Raw genomic sequence first — 20,974 nt, forward strand, 5'->3', positions numbered from 1 at the left:
GCCAATCTCAAAGAAATCTCTAGAGCGAAGGACTTCGTCGCCAGCAGCGCCGCCGCCCTCGTTCAGTGAGTGGGCTTATAGATCCTACCCCTTTTCTAAGTCAACAGCCGTTTTCAAAAAAAGCGAGATTTCTTGCATCGTATTGAATTCTAAGCCGGATTTTCGGAGGCCGGGTTTTCTGCCCTCTGAATGCGCCGATAGCCGGGTCATTTTTACAGAAATAGCAGCGCGGGACGCGATGACGAGGTCCTTCGCCCTCACATCTTCACAATCGGATGATCTCAAGGGCGAATGATTTGCGTGCGCGCACGCGGCCCATTTGACTTCCATTATTAAACTATGCACTTTTCGGCGCCAGTCAGACCTGCCCGAAGAAGCCTACCGAAAGGACGCGGATCCACCTGCCATGATGACGGAGAAGATGATGATCCGCTCGTTCGGCAACGAGCCGCCGCTTCTCGCCGATGGCAGACGTGCGCCCGACCGCCGCGAAGTTTCACTACGTTGGCTTTCGGGTACGTTCCTCACCGGCATCACCTCAAGCGTGCTGATGGGTGTCGCGCTGTTTGCGGCACTCGACGGGCGCCAGCAGCTGGCGATCCCCGCGGAAGCCTACGCCACGATCAATGCCGACGCCCATGTGGACGATACAGATGTGACGCGCGGCGGTCGGCTGATTGCGTCCGCGATCGCCGCCAAGCCGTCGGACCGCAAAATCATGGAGGTCTCCACCGTCGTCCATGAGGGCGACAAGGAGGTCGTCCGTCGCCAGCCTTTCGCGCGCGTGAAGATGACGCTTGCCGCCAACCACGTGGCGACCGAGGATTATCCAAGCTTCAATCCACTGACGATCTTCGCGGCAGACGAGCCTGACGCACAGCCGGCTGTTCGCACCGGGCAGATCTACGGCTCCGATGTCGAGTCAGAGGTCAGCTTGAAGACCGTGGCTTATCCGACGACGAAATCCGATCTTCAGGTTGCAGCCGGCCTGACCCTCGATGAGATCGAGGAGAACGTCCGCTCCAACGGTTCGGTCCTGACCGACGGTGCGGCTCAGGTGGCAGCCCTTTACTATGTTGATCCGCGCCGTTTCTCCAATGATGACAACGACGTCGATCTGGCGACCGGCCTGACAGCGCGCGTTCTCGAACAGAACATGACGGTCTCGGCGCCGGAATCGATCACGCCGCAGACGGAAGAGTTCGCCGACGACATCATTCCGGTGCGTCAGGATACGTCGATCACCAAGGCCATGGCGGATTCGGGCTACCCCGAGCCACAGGCCAAGGGTGTCTCCGGCTATTTGTCGCCGCTAATCGGATCCGACGAACTGTCCAAGGGGGACGTGCTGCGCATCGGCATCTTGCAGAGGGGCGAACAGGCGAAAATCATCCGTGTCAGCGTCTATCGCGGCACCCGTCATCTCGTCACCGTGGCACTCGACGATCACGATCGCTTTGTTGCCGGCCGCGAACCGCCGCAGATCGACGCGGTCACCACCGCCTTCGACGACAGCTCGACATCGATCCCGTCTAACCAGAACCTGCCGCGCGTATATGACGGGATCTATCGTGCCGCACTCTCCTACGGCATGACGAAGGACATGACCGCGCTGATCATCAAGCTGCTGGCGAGCAGCGTCGATTTTCAGGCGGAGCTGCGCCCGACCGATACGTTGGAAGCTTTCTTCTCGGTCGCCGATTCCAGCGGCCAGGCAACGGAAGATTCCGAGCTTCTTTATGTGAACGCTCGCTTCGGCGACACGCAGACCAGCTTCTACCGCTTCCAGGATCCGGAAGACGGTTCGATCGACTACTTCGATCAGGACGGCAAGAGCATTCGGCAGTTTTTGCTGCGCAATCCGGTCCCGAACGGCATATTCAAGTCCGGCTTCGGCATGCGACGGCATCCGATCCTGGGCTTCGCACGCATGCATACGGGCGTCGATTGGGCCGCCCCGCGCGGCACGGCGATTATCGCTGTCGGTAATGGCACCGTAGAGAAGGCCGGCTGGGATTCCGGCGGCTATGGCAACCAGACGATCGTTCGCCACGCCAACGGCTATGAATCCTCCTACAATCACCAGAGCGCGATCGCCAAGGGCGTCGTTCCCGGCGCCAAGGTTCGCCAGGGCCAAGTGATCGGCTGGGTTGGAACGACCGGTGAATCCACCGGCCCGCATCTGCACTACGAAATGATCGTCAACGGCACCAAGGTCGATCCGTTGCGCGTGCGCTTGCCGGGCGGCAAGTCGTTGAAGGGCGGGGCGCTGGCAAAGTTCGAGGACGAGCGGAAGCGCATCGATGCGCTCCTTGGCAACCAGCCGCCGCCGCAGGTAGCAAGCAAATAACATCCCACAAAAATGGCGGCCGAGGCCGCCATTTTCCTTCCTGGTATCCAGAGCTTACGCCGCTTCGTTGACCGCGGAATTCCGCGTGCGGAACAATAGCCGGTCGGTGCCGCTGGTGATCTTCACCGTGGAGCCGTCAGGCACCTGGCCCGAGAGGATCTGTTCGGCGAGCGGATCCTGAACGTACTTCTGGATTACCCGCTTCAGCGGACGTGCGCCATAAACAGGGTCGTAACCCTTGTTGGCGAGCCAGTTGCGAGCATCGTCGTCGAGTTCGAGCGTGATCTTGCGCTCGGCAAGCAGGGCCACCAGCCGCTTCAACTGGATATCGACGATCGCGCCCATTTCCTCGCGCTTCAGGCGGTGGAACAGGATGATCTCATCGATACGGTTCAGGAATTCCGGCCGGAAATGACCGCGCACCACATCCATCACCTGTTCACGAACCGCTTCGCTGTCGTCCCCGTCCTTCAGCTGGGTCAGATACTCGGCACCGAGGTTCGACGTCATGATGATCATCGTGTTGCGGAAATCGACCGTCCGGCCCTGGCCATCGGTCAGACGACCATCGTCCAGAACCTGCAGCAGGATGTTGAAGACATCGGGATGCGCCTTCTCGATCTCGTCGAACAAGACAACCTGATACGGCCTCCGGCGAACGGCTTCCGTCAGCGCGCCGCCTTCATCGTAACCGACATAGCCGGGAGGCGCACCGATGAGCCGGGCCACGGAGTGCTTCTCCATGTACTCGGACATATCCATGCGCACCATCGCCGTTTCGTCGTCGAAGAGGAAGCGGGCAAGCGCCTTGGTCAGCTCCGTCTTGCCGACGCCGGTCGGACCGAGGAAGATGAACGAGCCGATCGGCCGGTTCGGATCCTGCAGACCGGCGCGCGCACGGCGCACGGCACGCGAAACGGCCTGAACCGCATCGCCTTGGCCGATCACCGATTTCGCCAGCTCGTCTTCCATCCTGAGCAACTTGTCGCGTTCGCCTTCCAGCATCTTGTCGACGGGGATACCTGTCCAGCGGGAAACGACATGCGCGATGTTGTCGGGGGTCACGACCTCCTGCACCATGGCGCTGCGATCGCTGTCCTGCTGTTCGGCTTCGCCAAGCTTCTTTTCCAGGTCCGGAATAACGCCGTAGGTGAGTTCGCCGGCGCGCTGGAACTCGCCCTTGCGCTGGGCGATCGCCAGATCGTTGCGGGCTTCGTCCAACTGCTTCTTCAGGTCGGCTGCCAGGCCAAGCTTCTGCTTTTCCGCCTGCCAGCGGGCCGTCAGCGCATCGGCTTCTTCCTCGAGACCGGTCAGCTCTGTTTCAAGCCGCACCAGCCGGTCGGCAGACGCCGTATCGGTTTCCTTCTTCAGCGCTTCGCGCTCGATTTTCAGCTGCATGATGCGGCGATCGAGTTCGTCCAGCTCCTCGGGCTTGGAATCCACCTGCATGCGCAACCGCGCAGCGGCTTCATCCATCAGGTCGATCGCCTTGTCGGGCAAGAAGCGGTCGGTAATATAGCGGTTGGAAAGCGTCGCAGCCGCAACGAGGGCCGAATCCGAGATCCGGACCTTGTGATGCTGTTCGTATTTTTCCTTGAGACCGCGCAGAATCGAGATCGTGTCCTCGACCGTCGGCTCCTCGACCATGACAGGCTGGAAGCGGCGGGCAAGAGCCGGATCTTTTTCGACATGCTTGCGGTATTCGTCGAGCGTGGTCGCACCGACGCAATGCAACTCGCCGCGGGCAAGCGCTGGCTTCAGGAGGTTGGAGGCGTCCATCGCCCCATCCGCCTTGCCGGCGCCGACAAGTGTGTGCATTTCGTCGATGAAGAGGATGATCTCGCCGTTTTCGGCCTGCACCTCATTCAGGACTGCCTTCAGACGCTCCTCGAACTCGCCGCGATATTTGGCGCCAGCAATCAGTGCGCCCATATCGAGCGCCATCAGCTTCTTGTCCTTGAGAGACTCGGGCACGTCGCCGTTGACGATGCGCAGCGCAAGGCCTTCGACGATGGCGGTCTTGCCGACGCCCGGCTCGCCGATCAGCACCGGATTGTTCTTCGTGCGGCGCGACAGAACCTGGATCGTGCGGCGGATTTCGTCGTCACGGCCGATGACGGGATCGAGTTTGCCTTCGCGGGCTTCGCTGGTCAGATCGCGAGCATACTTCTTCAGCGAATCGAAGCCCTGTTCGGCATTCGAGCTGTCGGCAGTACGGCCCTTGCGGATCTCGTTGATGACCTGATTGAGCGCAAGCGCAGTCACCCCGGCGTTCTTCAACGTCGTGGATGTCGAGGCCGAAGTCTCGATCGCCAGAGCCTGCAACAGGCGCTCGACGGTGACGAAACTGTCGCCGGCTTTCTTCGATGCCTCTTCGGCGGTCGAAAGAACCTTGGCAAGCGGCTGCGCAAGATAGATCTGCCCGTTGCCGCCGGAGACTTTCGGCAGCTTGGCAAGTGCGGCGTCGTTGGCAAGGCGCGCGGCCTTGGGATCACCGCCGGCGCGCTCGATGAGCGACGCTGCCATGCCCTGATCGTCGTCGAGCAGGACTTTCAGGACGTGTTCGGGGGTGAATTGCTGGTGCCCCTGCGCAAGCGCATAGGTCTGGGCGGACTGAATAAAACCGCGCACCCGCTCGGAGTATTTTTCGATATTCATACTGTACCTCCATAAATCGCCCTGCCCTCATAAGGCACAGGCCGATGACTGAGATTGAGCTCCCTCAAACGGCAAGCCCATCGTTCGGCCGCGTTTGGGATTTGCGGCTGACGAACCTGGGCTGGATATGGTGGAGGATTTCAAAAGTTTAAAGAGGCGATGACGCGAAAAACGCGCCGCCGTGCGACCGAGGGGGAGTAGCGTCGAAGCCTCTGCAGAATCCAAGTACGTTGTGGTAACAGGGCCGACAGTTTACGCTGTGATTTACGCATCCATCACTGGAAAACGCCCGCGCCGCATGTGTTCAACACCGGCGCGGGCTAATAGCTCCCCGTTATTGCGGGGCGAGCCGCTCAAGATCATTCAGCCGTTTCAGTGCGGCCTGCTGCCGAAGCAAGGCGTAGTTGATGCCACTTGCATTCAGTGAGCTGCCTTCCTGATACGGAAACTGGGTAAAATCTGAGAAGAAGTCCTTGATCTTGGCTTGCACGGGAACGAGCAGCCACATGTTGCGGGCAAGGAACTCGATGGCCCCGCCCCCCTCCTTCATGCCGCGTTCGTAGGGATCCATGCGCAGGTTTGCGATGTTGGCCCAGGCCGGTATTTCACGCGTCGCCGTGGCGATGTTTCCTTCGCTGTTGATTGCAAAGCTGAGCTTCCAGTCGTTCCAGCGAATGGCGTTGAGATTGCCGCCCTGGTCAAAATAATACACTGCGTCACGTGGGCCCGTTGGAACTTCGCCCTTTAGCAATGGTCCTAGATCATAACCATCCAGGTGCACCTTGAAGTCCTTGGTGCCGGCTTTGAAGCCCGCCTTCATCTGCTCCTTGACGTCTGGTATTCCGGCAACGCTTGCAAAAGTCGGCATCCAGTCCATCAACGTGACGATCTCGTTGACCTCGGTTCCGGGCTTAACGACACCCGGCCACCGAACCATCATCGGGATGCGGAAGCCACCCTCCCATGTTGTGCCCTTTTCACCGTGGAACATCGTCATTGCGCCATCTGGCCACAGAGCGAGTTCCGCGCCGTTGTCGGTGGTGTAGAGGACGATGGTGTTCTCGGCGATCCCCAGCTGATCCAACTGGTCGAGAAGCTGGCCGACGTGACCGTCGTGTTCCACCATGCCATCGGCATGGATGCCCTTCCCGGTCTTGCCAAGCGAGTCAGCCTTCAGGTGCGTGAAGACGTGCATGCGTGTCGAGTTGAACCAGCAGAAGAATGGTTTATCCGCCTTGGCTTGGCGGTCGATAAAATTCTTGGCGGCAGCCAGGAACTCCTCGTCGATCGTTTCCATGCGCTTGGTGTTGAGCTCACCAGTATCCTCGATCTTCCCATCCGCGCTCGACTTGATCACGCCACGAGGCCCGAACTGCCGGCGGAACGCCGGATCCTTCGGGTAGAAGTAACCCTCCGGCTCTTCCTCGGCGTTGAGGTGGTAGAGATTGCCGAAGAACTCATCGAAGCCATGCTTGGTCGGCAGGTGTTGGTCCTGGTCGCCAAGGTGGTTCTTGCCGAACTGGCCGGTCGCATAGCCCTGCGTCTTCAACACATCGGCGATGGTCGGCATCCAATCCTGGATACCATGCGGATCCCCCGGCATGCCGATCGTCAGCAAGCCGGTACGAAATGGCTCCTGCCCGAGAATGAAAGAAGCGCGGCCGGCGGTGCAGCTCTGCTGGCCATAGGAGTCGGTAAAGATGGCTCCCTCCCTGGCGATGCGGTCGATATTGGGCGTGCGGTAGCCCATCAGCCCCATCGTGTAGGCACTGATCTGCGGGATGCCGATGTCATCGCCGAAGATGACCAGGATGTTCGGCTTCTTGCCGGCTGGCGCAGCGGTCTGTGCCTGGGCTGCGGCGGAACTCGCCATACTGGCGACCGCGACGGCCCCAGCAGCAAGGGCGGTCGACCCTATCAGCAGGTTGCGGCGGGTAAGGTTGCTGGTGTCGGAGGAGGTTGCTCGTACGTCGTCGTCGCAGGCCATGTCGCGTGTCTCCCGTCAAACGTGAACGTTTGCAATGTTGTCTGGTGATGAGATGCATTGGCGCTCTCAACTCAGACACAGCCACGGCGAAGGCGTAAGTACGTTACAGTAAATACGCCGCACTTTAACGTTCGGCCGAGCCCGGATTGGGAGGGCGAGCCGAATCCCAAATGCAAAAAAGGCCGCTCCGAAGAGCGACCTTTCTACACAAGTACGGAACGCTGAAACGATCCGGCTATTCCGAAGCGGCATCGGCCAAAGCCGGGGCGTCGTTGGAACCCGCGTCTTCGCCCTCAGCGGAAGCCTCACCTTCTGCAGCGCGACGCGGACGGCGCGGACGGCTGCCGGTAGCGCGGCGCCGAGGCTGACGCTCGCGCGGCTGACCTGCAGCACTTTCCTCGTCCATCGAGACCTCTGCCGGAATGCCTTCGATCTCCGGCTGCGGACCGCTGCCGTCGTTGACTTCGGGCTGCGGCGCCGCAGCTACGGCTTCAACCGGCGCTGCAGCTGGTTGCTGTTCCTGGCGCCGCGGCTGGCGTGCCTGGTCGTCATGACGGCGCGGCTGCTCCTCGTGGCGACGCTGCGGCTGCTCGTCCGAACGGCGCTGCTGATGCTCATGTTGCTGGCGCGGCGGCTGAACGATAACGACATCATCGTTGTCGACACCTTCGATGTCGTCGCCTTCGCGCTCCGTGCCTTCACTAAAGTCGTTGCGATCGTCGCGCTGGAAGCGTTCCTGCATCTGCGCCTGTGCGGCAGCAATGATGCGGTTGTAATGCTCAGCGTGCTGCAGGTAGTTTTCGGCGATAACACGGTCGCCCGAACTCTGCGCGTCGCGAGCGAGCTGCGCATACTTTTCGGCGATATGCTGCGCGGTACCACGGATCTTAACGTCTGGGCCGGAGCTGTCGTATGTCCGCGTCAGCGGATTGCCGCCCTTGCGGTTGAAATTGTTGTTATTGTTATTTCCACCACCGCCGCCGCCGTTGTTATTGCCACGCCCGCGACCGCGCTTGTTCTGCTGTCCTGGCCTCATAGATCGTTCACCTGAATTCTCTGTTTGTTGTGGAGTTATGGCATCAACCGCCGTGGCCGGTTCACCGGCTCAGAGCCCTTGTGCCGCAAGCATACTGCGCCTTCGCGCCAACCTGCCGCTTGTTCTCAAGTCAGTTTGACTGATTCACGCATTGGGTCGTATTCAACCTTTGAAGCTCTCGTTTAAAAGAGCGGACCCCCGAGGCCGAGCTAGTATCGAACGGCTCACCGTTCTGTCCCATCTCTCCAACGCGTGGGGTCAACCTATATTGCTTCCCGTGGAAATCCAAGCCTTTTCTTCGCAATGACACCAATGTCCTGTTCGATGCTTTAAGTTGTCGCGCATCACTTGAGCGCGAACACAAGCGCCCGGTCATTCTGGCCGTAATCTTTTACGGATTCCAGAAGCTTGAAGCCTTCAGCCTCGAAAACGTCCGTTACGTCGTTTCGCTGGTCGTAGCCGATCTCAAGTCCCACGACGCCGTTCGGCTTTATGAACCTTGCCGCATCCTTGGCGATGGTTCTGTAGGCGTCAAGCCCATCCCGACCGCCATCCAGTGCGGCAAGGGGATCAAATTTCGTCACTTCGGGAGCGAGAGTGTGAACGACCTTAGAAGCGATATAGGGCGGATTTGAGACAATCGCATGAAACGTGCCGTGGATACTGTCAAACCAACTGGACTGTATGGCTTCAAAGCGATCCTGCAATCCGTTTCTTTCCGCGTTTGATTTTGCCGTCCTCAACGCGTCGGCCGATATATCGCTGCCGACACCTGACGCTTCCGGACACCCGCTCAACAGAGCTAGGCATATCGCCCCGGTTCCGGTTCCCAAGTCAAGGATATGGATACGGCCCTCGGTATTTGCAAGATCGTGCAGATATGGAAGCACCGTATCGACGAGAATTTCTGTATCGGGCCTTGGCTCGAGGGTTTCCGCTGACAACGAAAGCGGCAGACCATAGAACTCGCGTTCGCCGAGAATGCGATGAACCGGCTCATGCGCCAACCGGCGTTCGATCGCTTGCTCGATCAATGTCGCCTGCTCATTGCCCAGGGTCTCGCCACCGCGCGTCACGATGGCAGTCGTCGAAAGTCCAAGCAGCCCTGCGACAAGGACGCGGGCATCCGCGGCGGCGCTGTCTATTCCGACTTCGGTGAAGCGCCGGCGAGCTTCAACCAACATTTGGGAAACCGTAGGCTCGGCCTGTTTCCCGCTCATGCCGCTCATTGCTGCTCGCCGAGTTGCGCCAACTGGCTCGCCTGATAGTCGGCCATCAACGCGTCGACCACCTCGTCGATCTCGCCGACCATCATCCGGTCCAGTTTGTAGAGGGTCAGATTGATGCGGTGATCCGTCACCCGTCCCTGTGGGAAGTTGTAGGTACGGATGCGTTCGGAACGGTCGCCGGAGCCGACTTGGCTTTTGCGGTCGGCGGAACGCTCGCTGTCGGCGCGCTGGCGCTCGGCATCATAAAGGCGCGAGCGCAGAACCTGCATCGCCTTGGCGCGGTTCTGGTGTTGCGACTTCTCGGAGCTGGTGACAACAATGCCGGTCGGCAGGTGGGTGATGCGAACGGCTGAGTCCGTAGTGTTGACGTGCTGGCCGCCGGCGCCAGAGGAGCGCATCGTGTCGATGCGGATGTCTTCCGGCCGGATCTCGATGTCGATCTCTTCTGCTTCCGGCAAGACCGCGACCGTCGCGGCCGAGGTATGGATACGGCCTCCCGCTTCCGTTTCCGGTACGCGCTGGACGCGGTGGACGCCGGATTCGAACTTCAGCTTGGCAAACACGCCCTTGCCGGTGATCGTCGCGATGATTTCCTTGAAGCCACCCGCTTCGCCTTCGCTCGACGACAGGACTTCTACCTTCCAGCCATGGGCAGCCGCGTAACGCTCATACATCCGGAACAGGTCGCCGGCGAAGAGCGCGGCTTCCGAGCCGCCGGTGCCGGCGCGGATTTCCAAAATCGCGCTCTTCTCGTCGGCTGCATCCTTCGGCAGCAACAGGATCTGAATTTCCTGCTCCAGCGCCTCCAGCCGCTCCTTAACTTCGGGCAGCTCCAGTTCAGCCAGGTCGCGCATTTCGCGGTCCACGGACTTGTCGTTCAGCAAGGTCTCAAGGTCCGCAAGCTCCGCAATCGCCTTCTCGTAGGCGCGAATCTTCGTGACGACAGGCTGCAGCTCGGAATACTCGGAGGCGAGCTTGACGTAGACTTCGGCCGAAGGACCGGCCGACATGCGCGCTTCGATCTCGCCGAAACGGCGTTCCAGCTCGCGCATCTTTTCAACGGGAAGCTTCGCCACCCTTCACTCCGATTCTGCTTGTCTTGAACTATAGAGGAATATTATGAGCGTCGGCGAAGTGGGCAAGCACCTCGCGTATCGAGGTCGCCGACTTGGTATCGTCAAGCGCCTCGTTCATCACTTTTGCCAGCGCCTCGGCATCGAGACCGAGCAGCATCGCCTTAACAGGACCGATCGACGCCGGCGACATCGACACCGCACGGAAGCCGATGCCGAGCAGCGCCATTGCCGAGATCGGCTTGCCGGCAAGCTCGCCGCAGAGCGTCACCGGCGTGTTGTTTCGCTCACCCGCGCGTACGATGTCGCGCAGGATCCGGAGGAACGGCTTGCCAAGCGGATCGAAGCGATCGGAAACCCGTGCGTTGCCGCGGTCGACCGCCATCGAAAACTGGAAGAGGTCATTCGAGCCGACCGAAACGAAGTCGACCGCCGACATCAGCTCGTCGAGCTGCCAGAGCAGCGCCGGCACCTCCAGCATCGCGCCGAACTGCAGCTTGCGCGGCAGACCGTGGCCGAAGCGGGAGAGGTGTTGAACTTCCTTCTGCAAAAGCTCACGGACCGCGGCGATCTCGGAAACCTCGGTCACCATCGGTACCATCAGCTTCAGCTCGATACCGGCCGCTGCCTTCAGCATGGCGCGCAATTGCGTGCGTAGCAGGCCCGGACGATCGAGCGACAGGCGGATCGCCCGCCAGCCAAGCGCCGGATTTTCTTCTTCATGGCCACGGAAATAGGGAACGACCTTATCGCCGCCGATATCGAGCGTACGGAAGGTGACGACGCGCCCGGCCGCCTGCTTCAGCACGTTGCGATAGAACAGTTCCTGTTCTTCCGCCTTCGGCATGGTTGAGGCGATCATGAACTGCAACTCGGTACGAAACAGTCCGATGCCTTCGGCGCCCGAGTCCGAGAGCTGCGGCAGATCAACCAGCAGCCCGGCATTCATCATCAGGGACACGCGCTGCCCGTCCTTGGTGCGCGGCTCGACGGAGCGCAGCGCCCGGAACTGCTCCTGCCGACGGGCCCGGAACCGGACCTTTTCCTCATACGAACGCTGGTGTTCGGGCATCGGGCGAAGATGCACATGCCCGCCATCCCCATCGATGATCACGGCATCGCCGTTTTCGGCAAGCGCCACCACGCCGGCTGCCTGGCCGATGACAGGAATACCCATGGCTCGCGCAACGATCACCACATGGCTCGTCACCGCACCTTCCTCCAGCACGAGCCCGCGCACGTTGGCGCGCGGATAGTCCAACAGCTCAGCCGCGCCCATCGCGCGCGCCAAGATGATGGCGTCGCTCGGGAAACCATCGCCCGCGGTGCGACCGGTATAGCCGGTCAGCTGCCGCAGTAGCCGGTTCGCCAGATCTTCGAAATCGTGCATCCGCTCGCGCAGATAGGGATCCGTCATGCGGATCATGCGCGCCTTCGTGTCGCTCTGCACCTTCTCGACCGCGGCTTCCGCCGTCAGGCCGTTACGGATCGCTTCCTCGAGTTTGCGCACCCATCCCTGGTCATGAGCGAACATCCGATAGGTCTCGAGTACCTCGCGGTGCTCACCCTCCATCGAAACGTCGCGCTGCGACAGAAGGTCATCGATCGAGATGCGCAGCGACCCGAGCGCCTCGCCCAGACGACGGATTTCCTTCTCGGAATCCTCGTTCAGCAAGTTGGTAACGACAATGCGCGGCTCGTGCAGCACGACGTAGCCGAGGCCAATACCCTCGTTATAGGTATCGCCATCGATGGTCACCGAACGTGTCAGGTCGAGTTCGAGACCAGGCTTGGTGATCTTCTTGAGCTCGCCGGTGGCGATCATCTCGGCAAGCACCATCGCGGTCGTCTCGAGCGCTTCGAGCTCTTCTTCGCGGTAGGTGCGGCTTGCCTTGTTCTGCACGACCAGAACGCCGAGCGAACGGCCGGTGCGCAGGATCGGCACGCCAAGGAAGGAATGATAGATTTCTTCGCCGGTTTCCGGCAGGTAGCGGAAGGCGGGATGAGATTGCGCGTCGGAAAGATTGAGCGGCTGCGCCGATGCGGCGATCGTGCCGACGAGACCCTGACCCATCTTGAGTTGGGACAGGTGGACCGCTTCCTTCTTCAGACCTTCGGTTGCATAGAGTTCGAGGACGCCGTCGGCGCGCAGGACGTAGACGGAGCAAACCTCCGCCACCATGTTGCCTGCGATCTGGCGAACGATCCGGTCGAGACGCTCCTGCGGCTCCAGCGGCTCCGCCATCAACTCGCGTAGCCGCTTGAGCAGCACGCGCGGACCGCCGGAAAGGTCTCTCATTGCGTCTCAAGCTCCAAAACAAACATCAAAGTCACACAGCCGATTGCCGCGTGACTTCTCAACTTGAACGCGCGGCAAGTCTGTTCAGAATCAGTTCTTATCTAGACCGTAGCAGGAATGCAAAGTCCTGACAGCGAGTTCCGCATAAGGACCGTCGATCAGGATGGAAATTTTGATCTCAGAGGTCGTAATGGCCTTGATGTTGATGCCCTTGTCGGCCAGCGCCTTGAACGCGGTAGCGGCAACACCGGCGTGACTACGCATACCGATGCCGATGACCGAGACCTTTACGAGGCCCGATTCGTTCTGAACGACATCGTAGCCGATCTTTTCCTTGTTCTCGCCGAGAACCTTGATCGCCTTGTCGACATCACCAGACGGAACCGTGAAAGTCATGTCGGTCTTCGAGCCGTCTTCGGAGATGTTCTGGACGATCATGTCGACGTTGATGTGGCTTTCGGCCAGCGGTCCGAAGATCGCGGCGGAAACGCCCGGCCGGTCGGCAAGACGGCGAAGCGAGATCTGAGCCTCATCCTTGGCATAGGCGATGCCGGTGACTACTTCCTGTTCCACGATTTCATCCTCGTCACAAATCAGCGTTCCGGGCGGATTCAAGAAGTCACCCATGCCCGGAGCATCGGGATCTTCGAAAGAGGAGCGCACGAAGGTACGGACCTTGTGCACCATGGCAAGCTCGACAGAGCGAACCTGCAGGACCTTAGCGCCGAGCGAGGCCATTTCGAGCATTTCCTCGAAAGCGATCTTCTTCAGGCGGCGCGCCTGCGGCACGATGCGCGGGTCCGTGGTGTAGACGCCATCGACGTCGGTATAGATGTCGCAGCGATCGGCCTTCAGTGCCGCAGCAACGGCAACGGCAGAGGTGTCCGAACCGCCACGACCGAGCGTCGCGATGCGATTGTCCGGACCGATGCCCTGGAAGCCGGCGATAACGGCAACCTGCCCCTCGCCCATGCGGTTGACAATGTCTGCACCATCGATTTCCTGAATGCGGGCAGCACCGTGAGCATTGTCCGTGCGGATGGCGATCTGCCAACCCTGCCAGGAGCGCGCATTGATATCCATCGCCTGCAGCGCGATTGCCAACAGCCCGGCTGTCACCTGCTCGCCTGATGCAACGACAGCATCATATTCACGCGCATCGTAAAACGGGGAATATGCGCCGACGACCTTCGGCATGTTCTGCACCCAGCCAACGAGCTCGTTGGTCTTGCCGGACATGGCCGAGACAACGACCGCCACTTCATGGCCGGCATCGACTTCACGTTTCACATGGCGGGCAACGTTCTTGATGCGGTCCAGATCAGCGACGGAGGTTCCGCCGAATTTCATTACGATGCGTGCCATATGCCTCTACCACGACCTAGTGCCGAGAGAGACCAAAGCCAGACCCGGCATCACGAGCCCCCTGCATGGAGCCGCACGGCTGAAGAGCCAGGAATTGGGAGTTTCTGGAACCCTTCTAACGCCTTGCGCCCCCGGGGCCCAAGTTGCCGCGTCTCTTAGCGAGTTTGTGGGGGGGTGGCAAGGTGCCGAAAGGAGAATGCCGGCGTGACGGGCTGACCGTCAAAGGAGTGCGCCGATGCCATCACGCCTGTTTGCATTTTTGCCAGCCTCGGCCAGCAACGCCTGGTCTTTGTGCCTTCCCTAAGGTTCGATCTCGTCTTGCAGCCTCTTGAGGATGTGGATGAGCTGCGGAGCCATTTCCCTGATCTCGGTCAGGTGAATGGCGGTCAAGCGTTTCAACACTCCCTCAGCCTTGTCAGTAAGCTCCAGTGTTTGCCGCCGTTTGTCATTCGGATCGGCGCGGCGCGACACATAGCCAGCGCTAACCAGCCGACCGACCAGTTCCGTCGCCGAATGCGGCGCTATCAACAGTCGTTCTGCAAGCATTCCGATGGTCATCGCATCCTCGCCGCGATGACCCTTGATTGCGAGCAGCGCCTGATGCTGTTGTGTCGGAAGTCCCTCTTCCTGCGCTGCGGACGTGCTGAAGTCCATGAAACGGCGCAAAGTATAACGCAAGTTGGACAAGGCTTCGTAGTCGGCGGAACGCAAGACCCTCCTCGTCGCCGGTGCGGCGGCCGGCATGACGGCAATCTTCGGCTCCCCGGTTGCCGCAGTCATGCTCGCCGTCGAACTGCTGCTTTTCGAATGGAAGCCTCGAAGCTTCATCCCGGTTGCCATCGCCGCCTGCGTGTCGATCTGCTGGCGCCCCTTCCTCTTCGAAGCCGGCCCCCTTTTCCCCAAGCAGTTTCACATGGACCTTCCCTGGTGGGGCATCGGGATTTGTGCAGCAATGGGCATCGTCGCCGGCCTGCAATCCGGCCTCCTGACGACGCTGCTCTACAAGATCGAAGATCTCTTCGAGGCACTGCCGATCCACTGGATGTGGTGGCCAGCAATCGGCGGACTGTTCATCGGCTTCGGTGGCTTGATCGAGCCTCGCGCCCTGGGCGTCGGCTACGACATTATCGACGGATTGCTCAACAACACGCTTTTGCCGCCGGCGGTGTTGGCGATCCTGCTTGTGAAGTCGGCCATCTGGCTCGTGGCTCTGTCTTCAGGCACTTCGGGCGGTGTGCTTGCGCCACTATTGATCTTCGGAGGTGCTCTCGGCTGGCTAATCGGCCTGGCGCTCCCGGGCGACCCTGGATTCTGGGCCTTGCTTGGCATGGCCGCGATGATGGGCGGAACCATGCGGGCGCCGCTGACGGGAACCTTCTTCGCCGTCGAACTCACCGGCGACATTTCTGTGCTGGTACCGCTCTTGGCGGCGACGGTCACGGCCTACGCCGTGACCGTGCTTCTCCTTCGTCGCTCGATCCTCACGGAAAAGATCGCCAGACGTGGCCAGCACATCACGCGGGAATACGGCATCGATCCTTTCGAATTGACGCGAGCGCGCGACATCATGATCAAGGATGTCGATACGCTTTCGGCAAGGATGACAGTCGGCGAGGCCTGCGCGTTCTTCGCGACGACATCAAGAACGCACCGGGTTTATCCCATTGTCGACCAGGAAGGCGCCCTCAAAGGGCTTGTGTCTCGTGCCGAGGCGTTGCAATGGCAACAGGAAGCCGTGCTTTTCGACCAGCGCCTTGACGACATGGTTTCAGACGCCTCCATCCCTGCGGCTCATCCAGACGATACGGCAGGATACGTTGCCGACCTGATGCTTTCGACAGACGCTGGACGCATCCCGATCGTGGACCCACAGACCGCCAAGCTTGACGGCTTGATTGCGCGGAAGGACCTGCTGCGCCTTCGCCGCACCCTGCGGGCGGCAGAGACCGAGCGAAAACCCTTTCTCGGGCCACGGACGGCAGACGGCGAATAGTCACGATGCAGCCACCTGTTCTGACGCGCATACCCATCGAGGGCTTTCGCCTAGGCAATTGGCCCTGAGCCGCCGGAATGATGTTGCTACCTGCTCGAAAAGATGCAGTTCCATCGCACTCCAGAAAACAAGCGGCCTAGTCTCTCCCTAAATCCGGCGCCGGAGTTTGGACCGGCGCACCCGGTCCAAGCACTAGGGCTCCGATGCGCTTTGCAGAGGTACCGCTCAAGGCGCCCGATCGCCGAAACAATCCCGCTGAAGTCGTCAACTCGCGCCAATACCAAGTTTTGACTTCACAGTTTCTTAATTAGCCATCAGTTACCCTAAGTTGTTCGATAAGGGGCTGTGGCACAACGTGAACCGCATGAAGTGGGATCGGACGCGACAATCAGATACGTTGCATTCTTCAAGGTTTACCTGTCCGACCATCGTCTCAGGTGCGATGCCTGTGACGCTTCCACCGAAAGTCGTTGCACATGGCAGTTGTAATGCCGCCCACAAAGCCACCTGCTCAGCAGGCTCGCAAAGAAATCTACAATATCGTATTCGCGACGTTAAACCGGCTGGAGATTGAAGCCTCGCCGGCGAACTACGAGCTCATGTACGACGTCATCAGCGGCAACAATCCGGAGCTTCGCGAAAAGTTTTCGCGCCTCCGCAAGCCGATTGCGGATCATGAGGTCGAGGCGTTGGCTCGAACCTACCTACCGCATCATTTCGGCAAATCGATTCACGACGAGTCCGCAAGCCGCCTCCAAAACGAACTGACCAGTTTGAAAGAGTCGCTGCAGTCAGGCCAAAGCTCGCTCTCGACCTTCACGAACATGCTGGGCCAGGCGACCGGGAAAATCTCCTCGATCGACCCAAGGGACACGAAGACGATGCAGTCCCACCTCGGCTCCATTCGCCAACTGAGCGAGGTCCAGCAGTCGAAGAGTGCCAAGTTGCTTGAAAACGTTTCGACACAAATCTCAACAGTTGCGGCCATTTCAGACGAAGTGGAGCAATTCGAGCGCACGAAGTTTACGCATCCGACCACGAGGCTTGCCAACCGGCGCGGATTCCACAAGAAGCTTGCCGAGCTTTACGGCGCAGAACGCTACCCGGACGATATTTCGCTTCTTTTTTGTAATCTGTTGGTTCTGACGCCCTTTGAGACCGCGGAATTCCTCAGGCTCAAGGAAGCATTCCTCGAACGCCTTGGCGCTATCGTCTCGCAAACCGTTCAGACGATGGATTTCGCCGCGTGGCTTGACCGGCCGCAGATCGGCCTCATTGTCCGGACGAGCGCGGAGACGGAGGTCCAGAAGATTGCCGATCAACTGAAGAGAAGTTGCCTCGTTGCTTTTGACAGCCGACAGGGTGTGATGCCGAAAGTTATTGCCCGCTTCGGCTGCAGCACGACCCACCAGGCCGGCACGGCATCCGAACTGGTGGCGAACACTGAAAAGGCTCTTCAGACAGCGATTGACGAACAGAACGAGAAGGTAGTGTTCCTCTCGGGAGCCGCGCGCAAAGACTGGATGCTCTATCGCAGTTGACAACGTGGTGCGACGCCGGATCTCGCGGTGGTCATCACAGCCTTCGCCATTGCATAGTGTGTCAGAAAAAGGCAGCCTAGACTTGCCTGGAAACGCGCTGACGGAGGCTTGCTTGCTCCGGTCCTGTTGTGCCGCCAGGTCTCCGGCGCGAGGGCCTCGATCGGATCATGACGCGTGCGCAGCAAATAGGCGTTATCATCGGCCTTGCCATTGTCGCGGCCTTCACGATGTTGCGGGCAAGCGATCCGCCGCTTCTGCGGCAAATCCGTGACATTACCTTCGACGAGTATCAGCGCATTTCGCCGCGCGCCTTCGAGCCGACGCCGGTCCGTATCATCGACATCGACGAAGCCTCGCTCAAGGAATTCGGTCAGTGGCCCTGGCCACGCGACCGGCTTGCCCTTCTCGTGCAGCGGCTGTCGGATATGGGCGCAGCTGCGATCGCCTTCGACGTGCTGTTCGCCGAGCCAGATCGCCTGTCGCCACGCAGCGTCATGCGTGATGTCGCCGGCGTCGATCCGACCCTGCTGAGCCGGCTGCCCGACAATGACGAGCTTTTCGCCGAGGCGATCGCCGGACGTCCGGTGGTGCTCGGCTTCGGCCTAACCACTGAAGGCAATTATCGACCGCCGGTCAAGGCGGGCTTTGCCTTTACCGGCGAGAGCCCTCTCCACGCTCCTCCCCGCCTGGACGCAGCGACACCAATCCGCCCGCAGTTGCAGATCAACGCGACGGGTCTCGGCCACATCAGCCTCAATCCCGGCAATCCCTCCGCAGTCGTTCGCAAGGTCCCTCTCTTTCTGACGGACGGCGAACAACTCTATCCGAATCTGGCGATCGAGGCCCTGCGTGTCGCCCAGGGCGCTTCCACCTATGTACTGGCGGCCGCTCCCGAGGCTCCTGACACGCTGACATCGGTCAAGATTGGCGAGTTCGTCGTGCCGGTGACGGCAGGTGGGGAACTGTGGCTTTACACCAGCCCCGACATTGCCGACCGCTATATTTCCGCCGGCAAGATTCTTGCGCCGCAGGGTGTCGATCCGCAGGTCGCCGCTGCGATCGAAGGAAGTATCGTCTTCGTCGGCACGTCCTCCGCCGGTCTGCAGGACATTCGCACGACCGCTCTCGGCCAGAACGTTCCGGGTGTCTCCATGCACGCCCAGACCGTCGAGCAGATCCTGACCGGTCACTTTCTCTCCCGACCGGACTGGGCGGACGGATTGGAAATTCTTGCGATTGCCGTGCTGGGCACGATCCTGGTCGTGCTGACGACCTTCGTCAGCCCGGCCGTGGCACTCGCGTGCGGCCTGTGTATCACAGCGCTGGCGCTCGCCGCCTCCTGGTTTGCCTTTTCCGCCTGGGGCCTGCTTCTGGATCCGCTGGCTCCGATCATTGCCGGCTCGATCATCCATTTCGCCGCCACCTCGTTTCGCATCCTCGTCATCGACCGCGAGCGGCGCGAAGTCCGCCGAGCCTTCGGGCAATACCTCTCGCCCTCCCTACTCTACAGGATCGAGCACACCCGCGATGCGATGCGCCTCGGAGGCGATGACCGCGAACTGACGGTAATGTTCGTTGACGTGCGCGGCTTCACCGAACTCAGCGAACGGCTGCAGCCCGCCGAGGTCGTCCGCTTTCTGAATACGCTGCTCGATGCCCTCAGCCGTCATGTGACCGCCAATGAAGGCACGCTCGACAAGTTTATCGGCGACTCGATCATGGCCTTCTGGAACGCCCCGGTGGATGTCGCAAACCACCCTGCCAAGGCGGTTCGCGCGGCCCTTGCCATGCGTGAAACACTTGCATCCCTTAACGCGGCGGATGCCTTCGGCTTCGGCCCGGACTATCAGGTGGGCATCGGCATCGGCATTCACACGGGGCTTGCCTGTGTGGGCAACATGGGAGCGGAGACACGCTTCAACTATTCTGCCGTCGGTGATGCCGTCAACGTCGCAGCGCGCATCGAATCTGCCTGCAAGGAGGTTGGCTTCGATATCCTCGTTTCGGAGAACACCGCTGCCGAAATGGCACAGTTCGCACTGCTCGACGCCGGGCTACTCGGACTAAAGGGCAAGAGCAGCCGGGCACGACTATACGCTGTCGTAGGCGGCGAGCGGGTTCGAGATTCGAGTGCTTTTAGCGACATGCAGCGCATTCATACGGCGCTCGTTGCAGCGCTCCGCACTCATTCGGCGGAGAGCCGGAAAATGCTCAACGTCGCCAAACTAAAGGCGGGGGAGCTAACCGCGACACTGCCTCAATTTTACAGCCGACTCGGGCGCCGAGCCGACCACTTCCGTGACAGTCCCGGCGGCGATCACGACGGTACTCGCGTCGGCTTACCGCACGAGGCCAAGGTGCATCTTGAACCTTAATAGTTGCCGCTTCTGCCTCCGCCACCACCATAGCGACCGCCGCGATCTCGATCATTATCGTCGCCGCCACGTCCACGATGATCCCGGTCGTCGTGGTCGCGCCCGTGGTGATCCCGGTCATGGTGGTGGTGGTGATGGTCAGGCTTGTCCGGCTTGTCGGGTGGATCCGGCGTGTCCGGCGGCTGCTGCTGTGGCTCTGGCGCTTGAGGTGCCTGATGGGGCGGCTGAGGGGCGGGTGGAGGTGGCGCCGGCGCGGGGGCTTGCGGAGCCGGTTGCTGCTGCCGCTGCGGCTGTGGTCGATCCTGGCGGTCCTGTCGCAAGGATGCCAGCCCGCAGCTTGTACGAATGCCGCCGAGCACGCCGGAAAGTTGCTGATCACCGGAGAGGAACGGCAGCGCGCGTGGATTGCTCAGCGTCTGCAGCGTACGACGGTCGACCTTGCTAGGATCGGTCATCCTGCCGCCGCGAGTTGCAACCACGCAGTCGCACTGCTGACGCAATTGCCGACAGCCACCCGGACCGCAGAAACTCGCCGCACCACTCAGCAACACGATGGCAGTCGTCCCGTTGGGTCCAACGTAGAAGTCAAAGGCGGTACCACGTACACCAATGGTCCCTGCCGGAGTTACGATCGAGTAGGCGGACGATGCCGAATTGCCGCTGATCCACCGGAACGTGCCTTTCGCCGCCTTGATCGAAAGCCGCTTTACGGAAGCGGAATCATCGTAGACGAACTTGTCGATCACAACCGTCGAGCCAGCACCGACGGCAAGCTTCGTCCCATCCTTGAATATGAACTGCCCAAGACCCGAGGATGATGTTTTTATACGCTCGTCTCTGTGAACAGGCGATCGCACCACCAGTGGGCCGGTCTCGCCCGAGACCTCGGTCCGGATCAATGTCGCCTGACCAACAGGCTCGGCGGAAAACGCCGTCATCGGGCCAAACAACGCAGCAAAGACACCTGCAGCGACAGCACCACAGAAGCGAAACATGACCGCCCCCCAACAAACTTTTTTTATATTAGCATATTGTTAACTTTAACGTCTCCTCATCTTCTTGGTGTAG

General features: G+C 60.4%; 12 protein-coding genes and 1 pseudogene. 4 read left to right on the forward strand and 9 right to left on the reverse strand.

The annotated features are described in order from the left end of the window. Positions 1-406: 406 nt before the first annotated feature. On the forward strand, positions 407-2,350 hold the full coding sequence (locus FHT97_RS15970) for a M23 family metallopeptidase (RefSeq protein ID WP_183863560.1): 1,944 nt from the start codon (positions 407-409) through the stop codon (positions 2,348-2,350). 54 nt (positions 2,351-2,404) lie between these two features. Here the strand turns inward: FHT97_RS15970 and clpB are convergent, their stop codons facing one another. From clpB to FHT97_RS16010, 8 genes are all read right to left on the reverse strand, one after another. Continuing rightward, the gene (gene clpB / locus FHT97_RS15975; RefSeq protein WP_183863562.1) at positions 2,405-5,008 is read right to left on the reverse strand and encodes an ATP-dependent chaperone ClpB; all 2,604 of its coding nucleotides are present in this window, start codon (positions 5,006-5,008) and stop codon (positions 2,405-2,407) included. A 334-nt stretch (positions 5,009-5,342) separates the two neighbouring features. Continuing rightward, entirely contained in the window at positions 5,343-6,995 is a 1,653-nt protein-coding gene (locus tag FHT97_RS15980; RefSeq protein ID WP_183863564.1) for an arylsulfatase, read from the reverse strand. A gap of 235 nt (positions 6,996-7,230) precedes the next feature. Beyond that, positions 7,231-8,031 carry a DUF4167 domain-containing protein gene (locus FHT97_RS15985; protein ID WP_183863566.1) on the reverse strand — a complete coding sequence of 267 codons (801 nt, stop codon included), beginning with the start codon at positions 8,029-8,031 and terminating at the stop codon, positions 7,231-7,233. A 344-nt stretch (positions 8,032-8,375) separates the two neighbouring features. Continuing rightward, positions 8,376-9,251, reverse strand: a complete 876-nt coding sequence (gene prmC / locus FHT97_RS15990; protein ID WP_183863815.1) for a peptide chain release factor N(5)-glutamine methyltransferase — start codon at positions 9,249-9,251, stop codon at positions 8,376-8,378. A 5-nt stretch (positions 9,252-9,256) separates the two neighbouring features. Further along, the gene (gene prfA / locus FHT97_RS15995; RefSeq protein ID WP_016556369.1) at positions 9,257-10,336 is read right to left on the reverse strand and encodes a peptide chain release factor 1; all 1,080 of its coding nucleotides are present in this window, start codon (positions 10,334-10,336) and stop codon (positions 9,257-9,259) included. Between the two features lie 28 nt (positions 10,337-10,364). Next, a complete protein-coding gene (ptsP, locus tag FHT97_RS16000; protein ID WP_183755313.1) occupies positions 10,365-12,632 on the reverse strand; it encodes a phosphoenolpyruvate--protein phosphotransferase in 2,268 nt (755 codons plus the stop codon). 90 nt (positions 12,633-12,722) lie between these two features. Continuing rightward, a complete protein-coding gene (locus FHT97_RS16005; RefSeq protein ID WP_183863568.1) occupies positions 12,723-13,997 on the reverse strand; it encodes an aspartate kinase in 1,275 nt (424 codons plus the stop codon). 300 nt (positions 13,998-14,297) lie between these two features. Beyond that, complete coding sequence (locus FHT97_RS16010; protein ID WP_310503127.1) at positions 14,298-14,651, reverse strand: helix-turn-helix domain-containing protein; 354 nt, start codon at positions 14,649-14,651, stop codon at positions 14,298-14,300. A gap of 43 nt (positions 14,652-14,694) precedes the next feature. Between FHT97_RS16010 and FHT97_RS16015 the strand changes: the two are divergent. The 3 genes and pseudogenes from FHT97_RS16015 to FHT97_RS16025 form a co-directional block, all read left to right on the forward strand. Beyond that, positions 14,695-15,990: pseudogene (locus FHT97_RS16015) on the forward strand (chloride channel protein); the annotation flags it as partial. Between the two features lie 488 nt (positions 15,991-16,478). After that, the gene (locus FHT97_RS16020; RefSeq protein WP_348649623.1) at positions 16,479-17,531 is read left to right on the forward strand and encodes a diguanylate cyclase; all 1,053 of its coding nucleotides are present in this window, start codon (positions 16,479-16,481) and stop codon (positions 17,529-17,531) included. A 167-nt stretch (positions 17,532-17,698) separates the two neighbouring features. Then, complete coding sequence (locus tag FHT97_RS16025) at positions 17,699-19,906, forward strand: adenylate/guanylate cyclase domain-containing protein (RefSeq protein ID WP_183863579.1); 2,208 nt, start codon at positions 17,699-17,701, stop codon at positions 19,904-19,906. Here the strand turns inward: FHT97_RS16025 and FHT97_RS16030 are convergent. Next, complete coding sequence (locus FHT97_RS16030; protein ID WP_183863581.1) at positions 19,903-20,901, reverse strand: FecR domain-containing protein; 999 nt, start codon at positions 20,899-20,901, stop codon at positions 19,903-19,905. The two genes, FHT97_RS16025 and FHT97_RS16030, sit on opposite strands and share 4 nt — an antisense overlap. Between the last annotated feature and the right edge of the window lie 73 nt (positions 20,902-20,974).

It is taken from the genome of Rhizobium sp. BK399, from assembly GCF_014194695.1.
Lineage (GTDB): Bacteria > Pseudomonadota > Alphaproteobacteria > Rhizobiales > Rhizobiaceae > Rhizobium.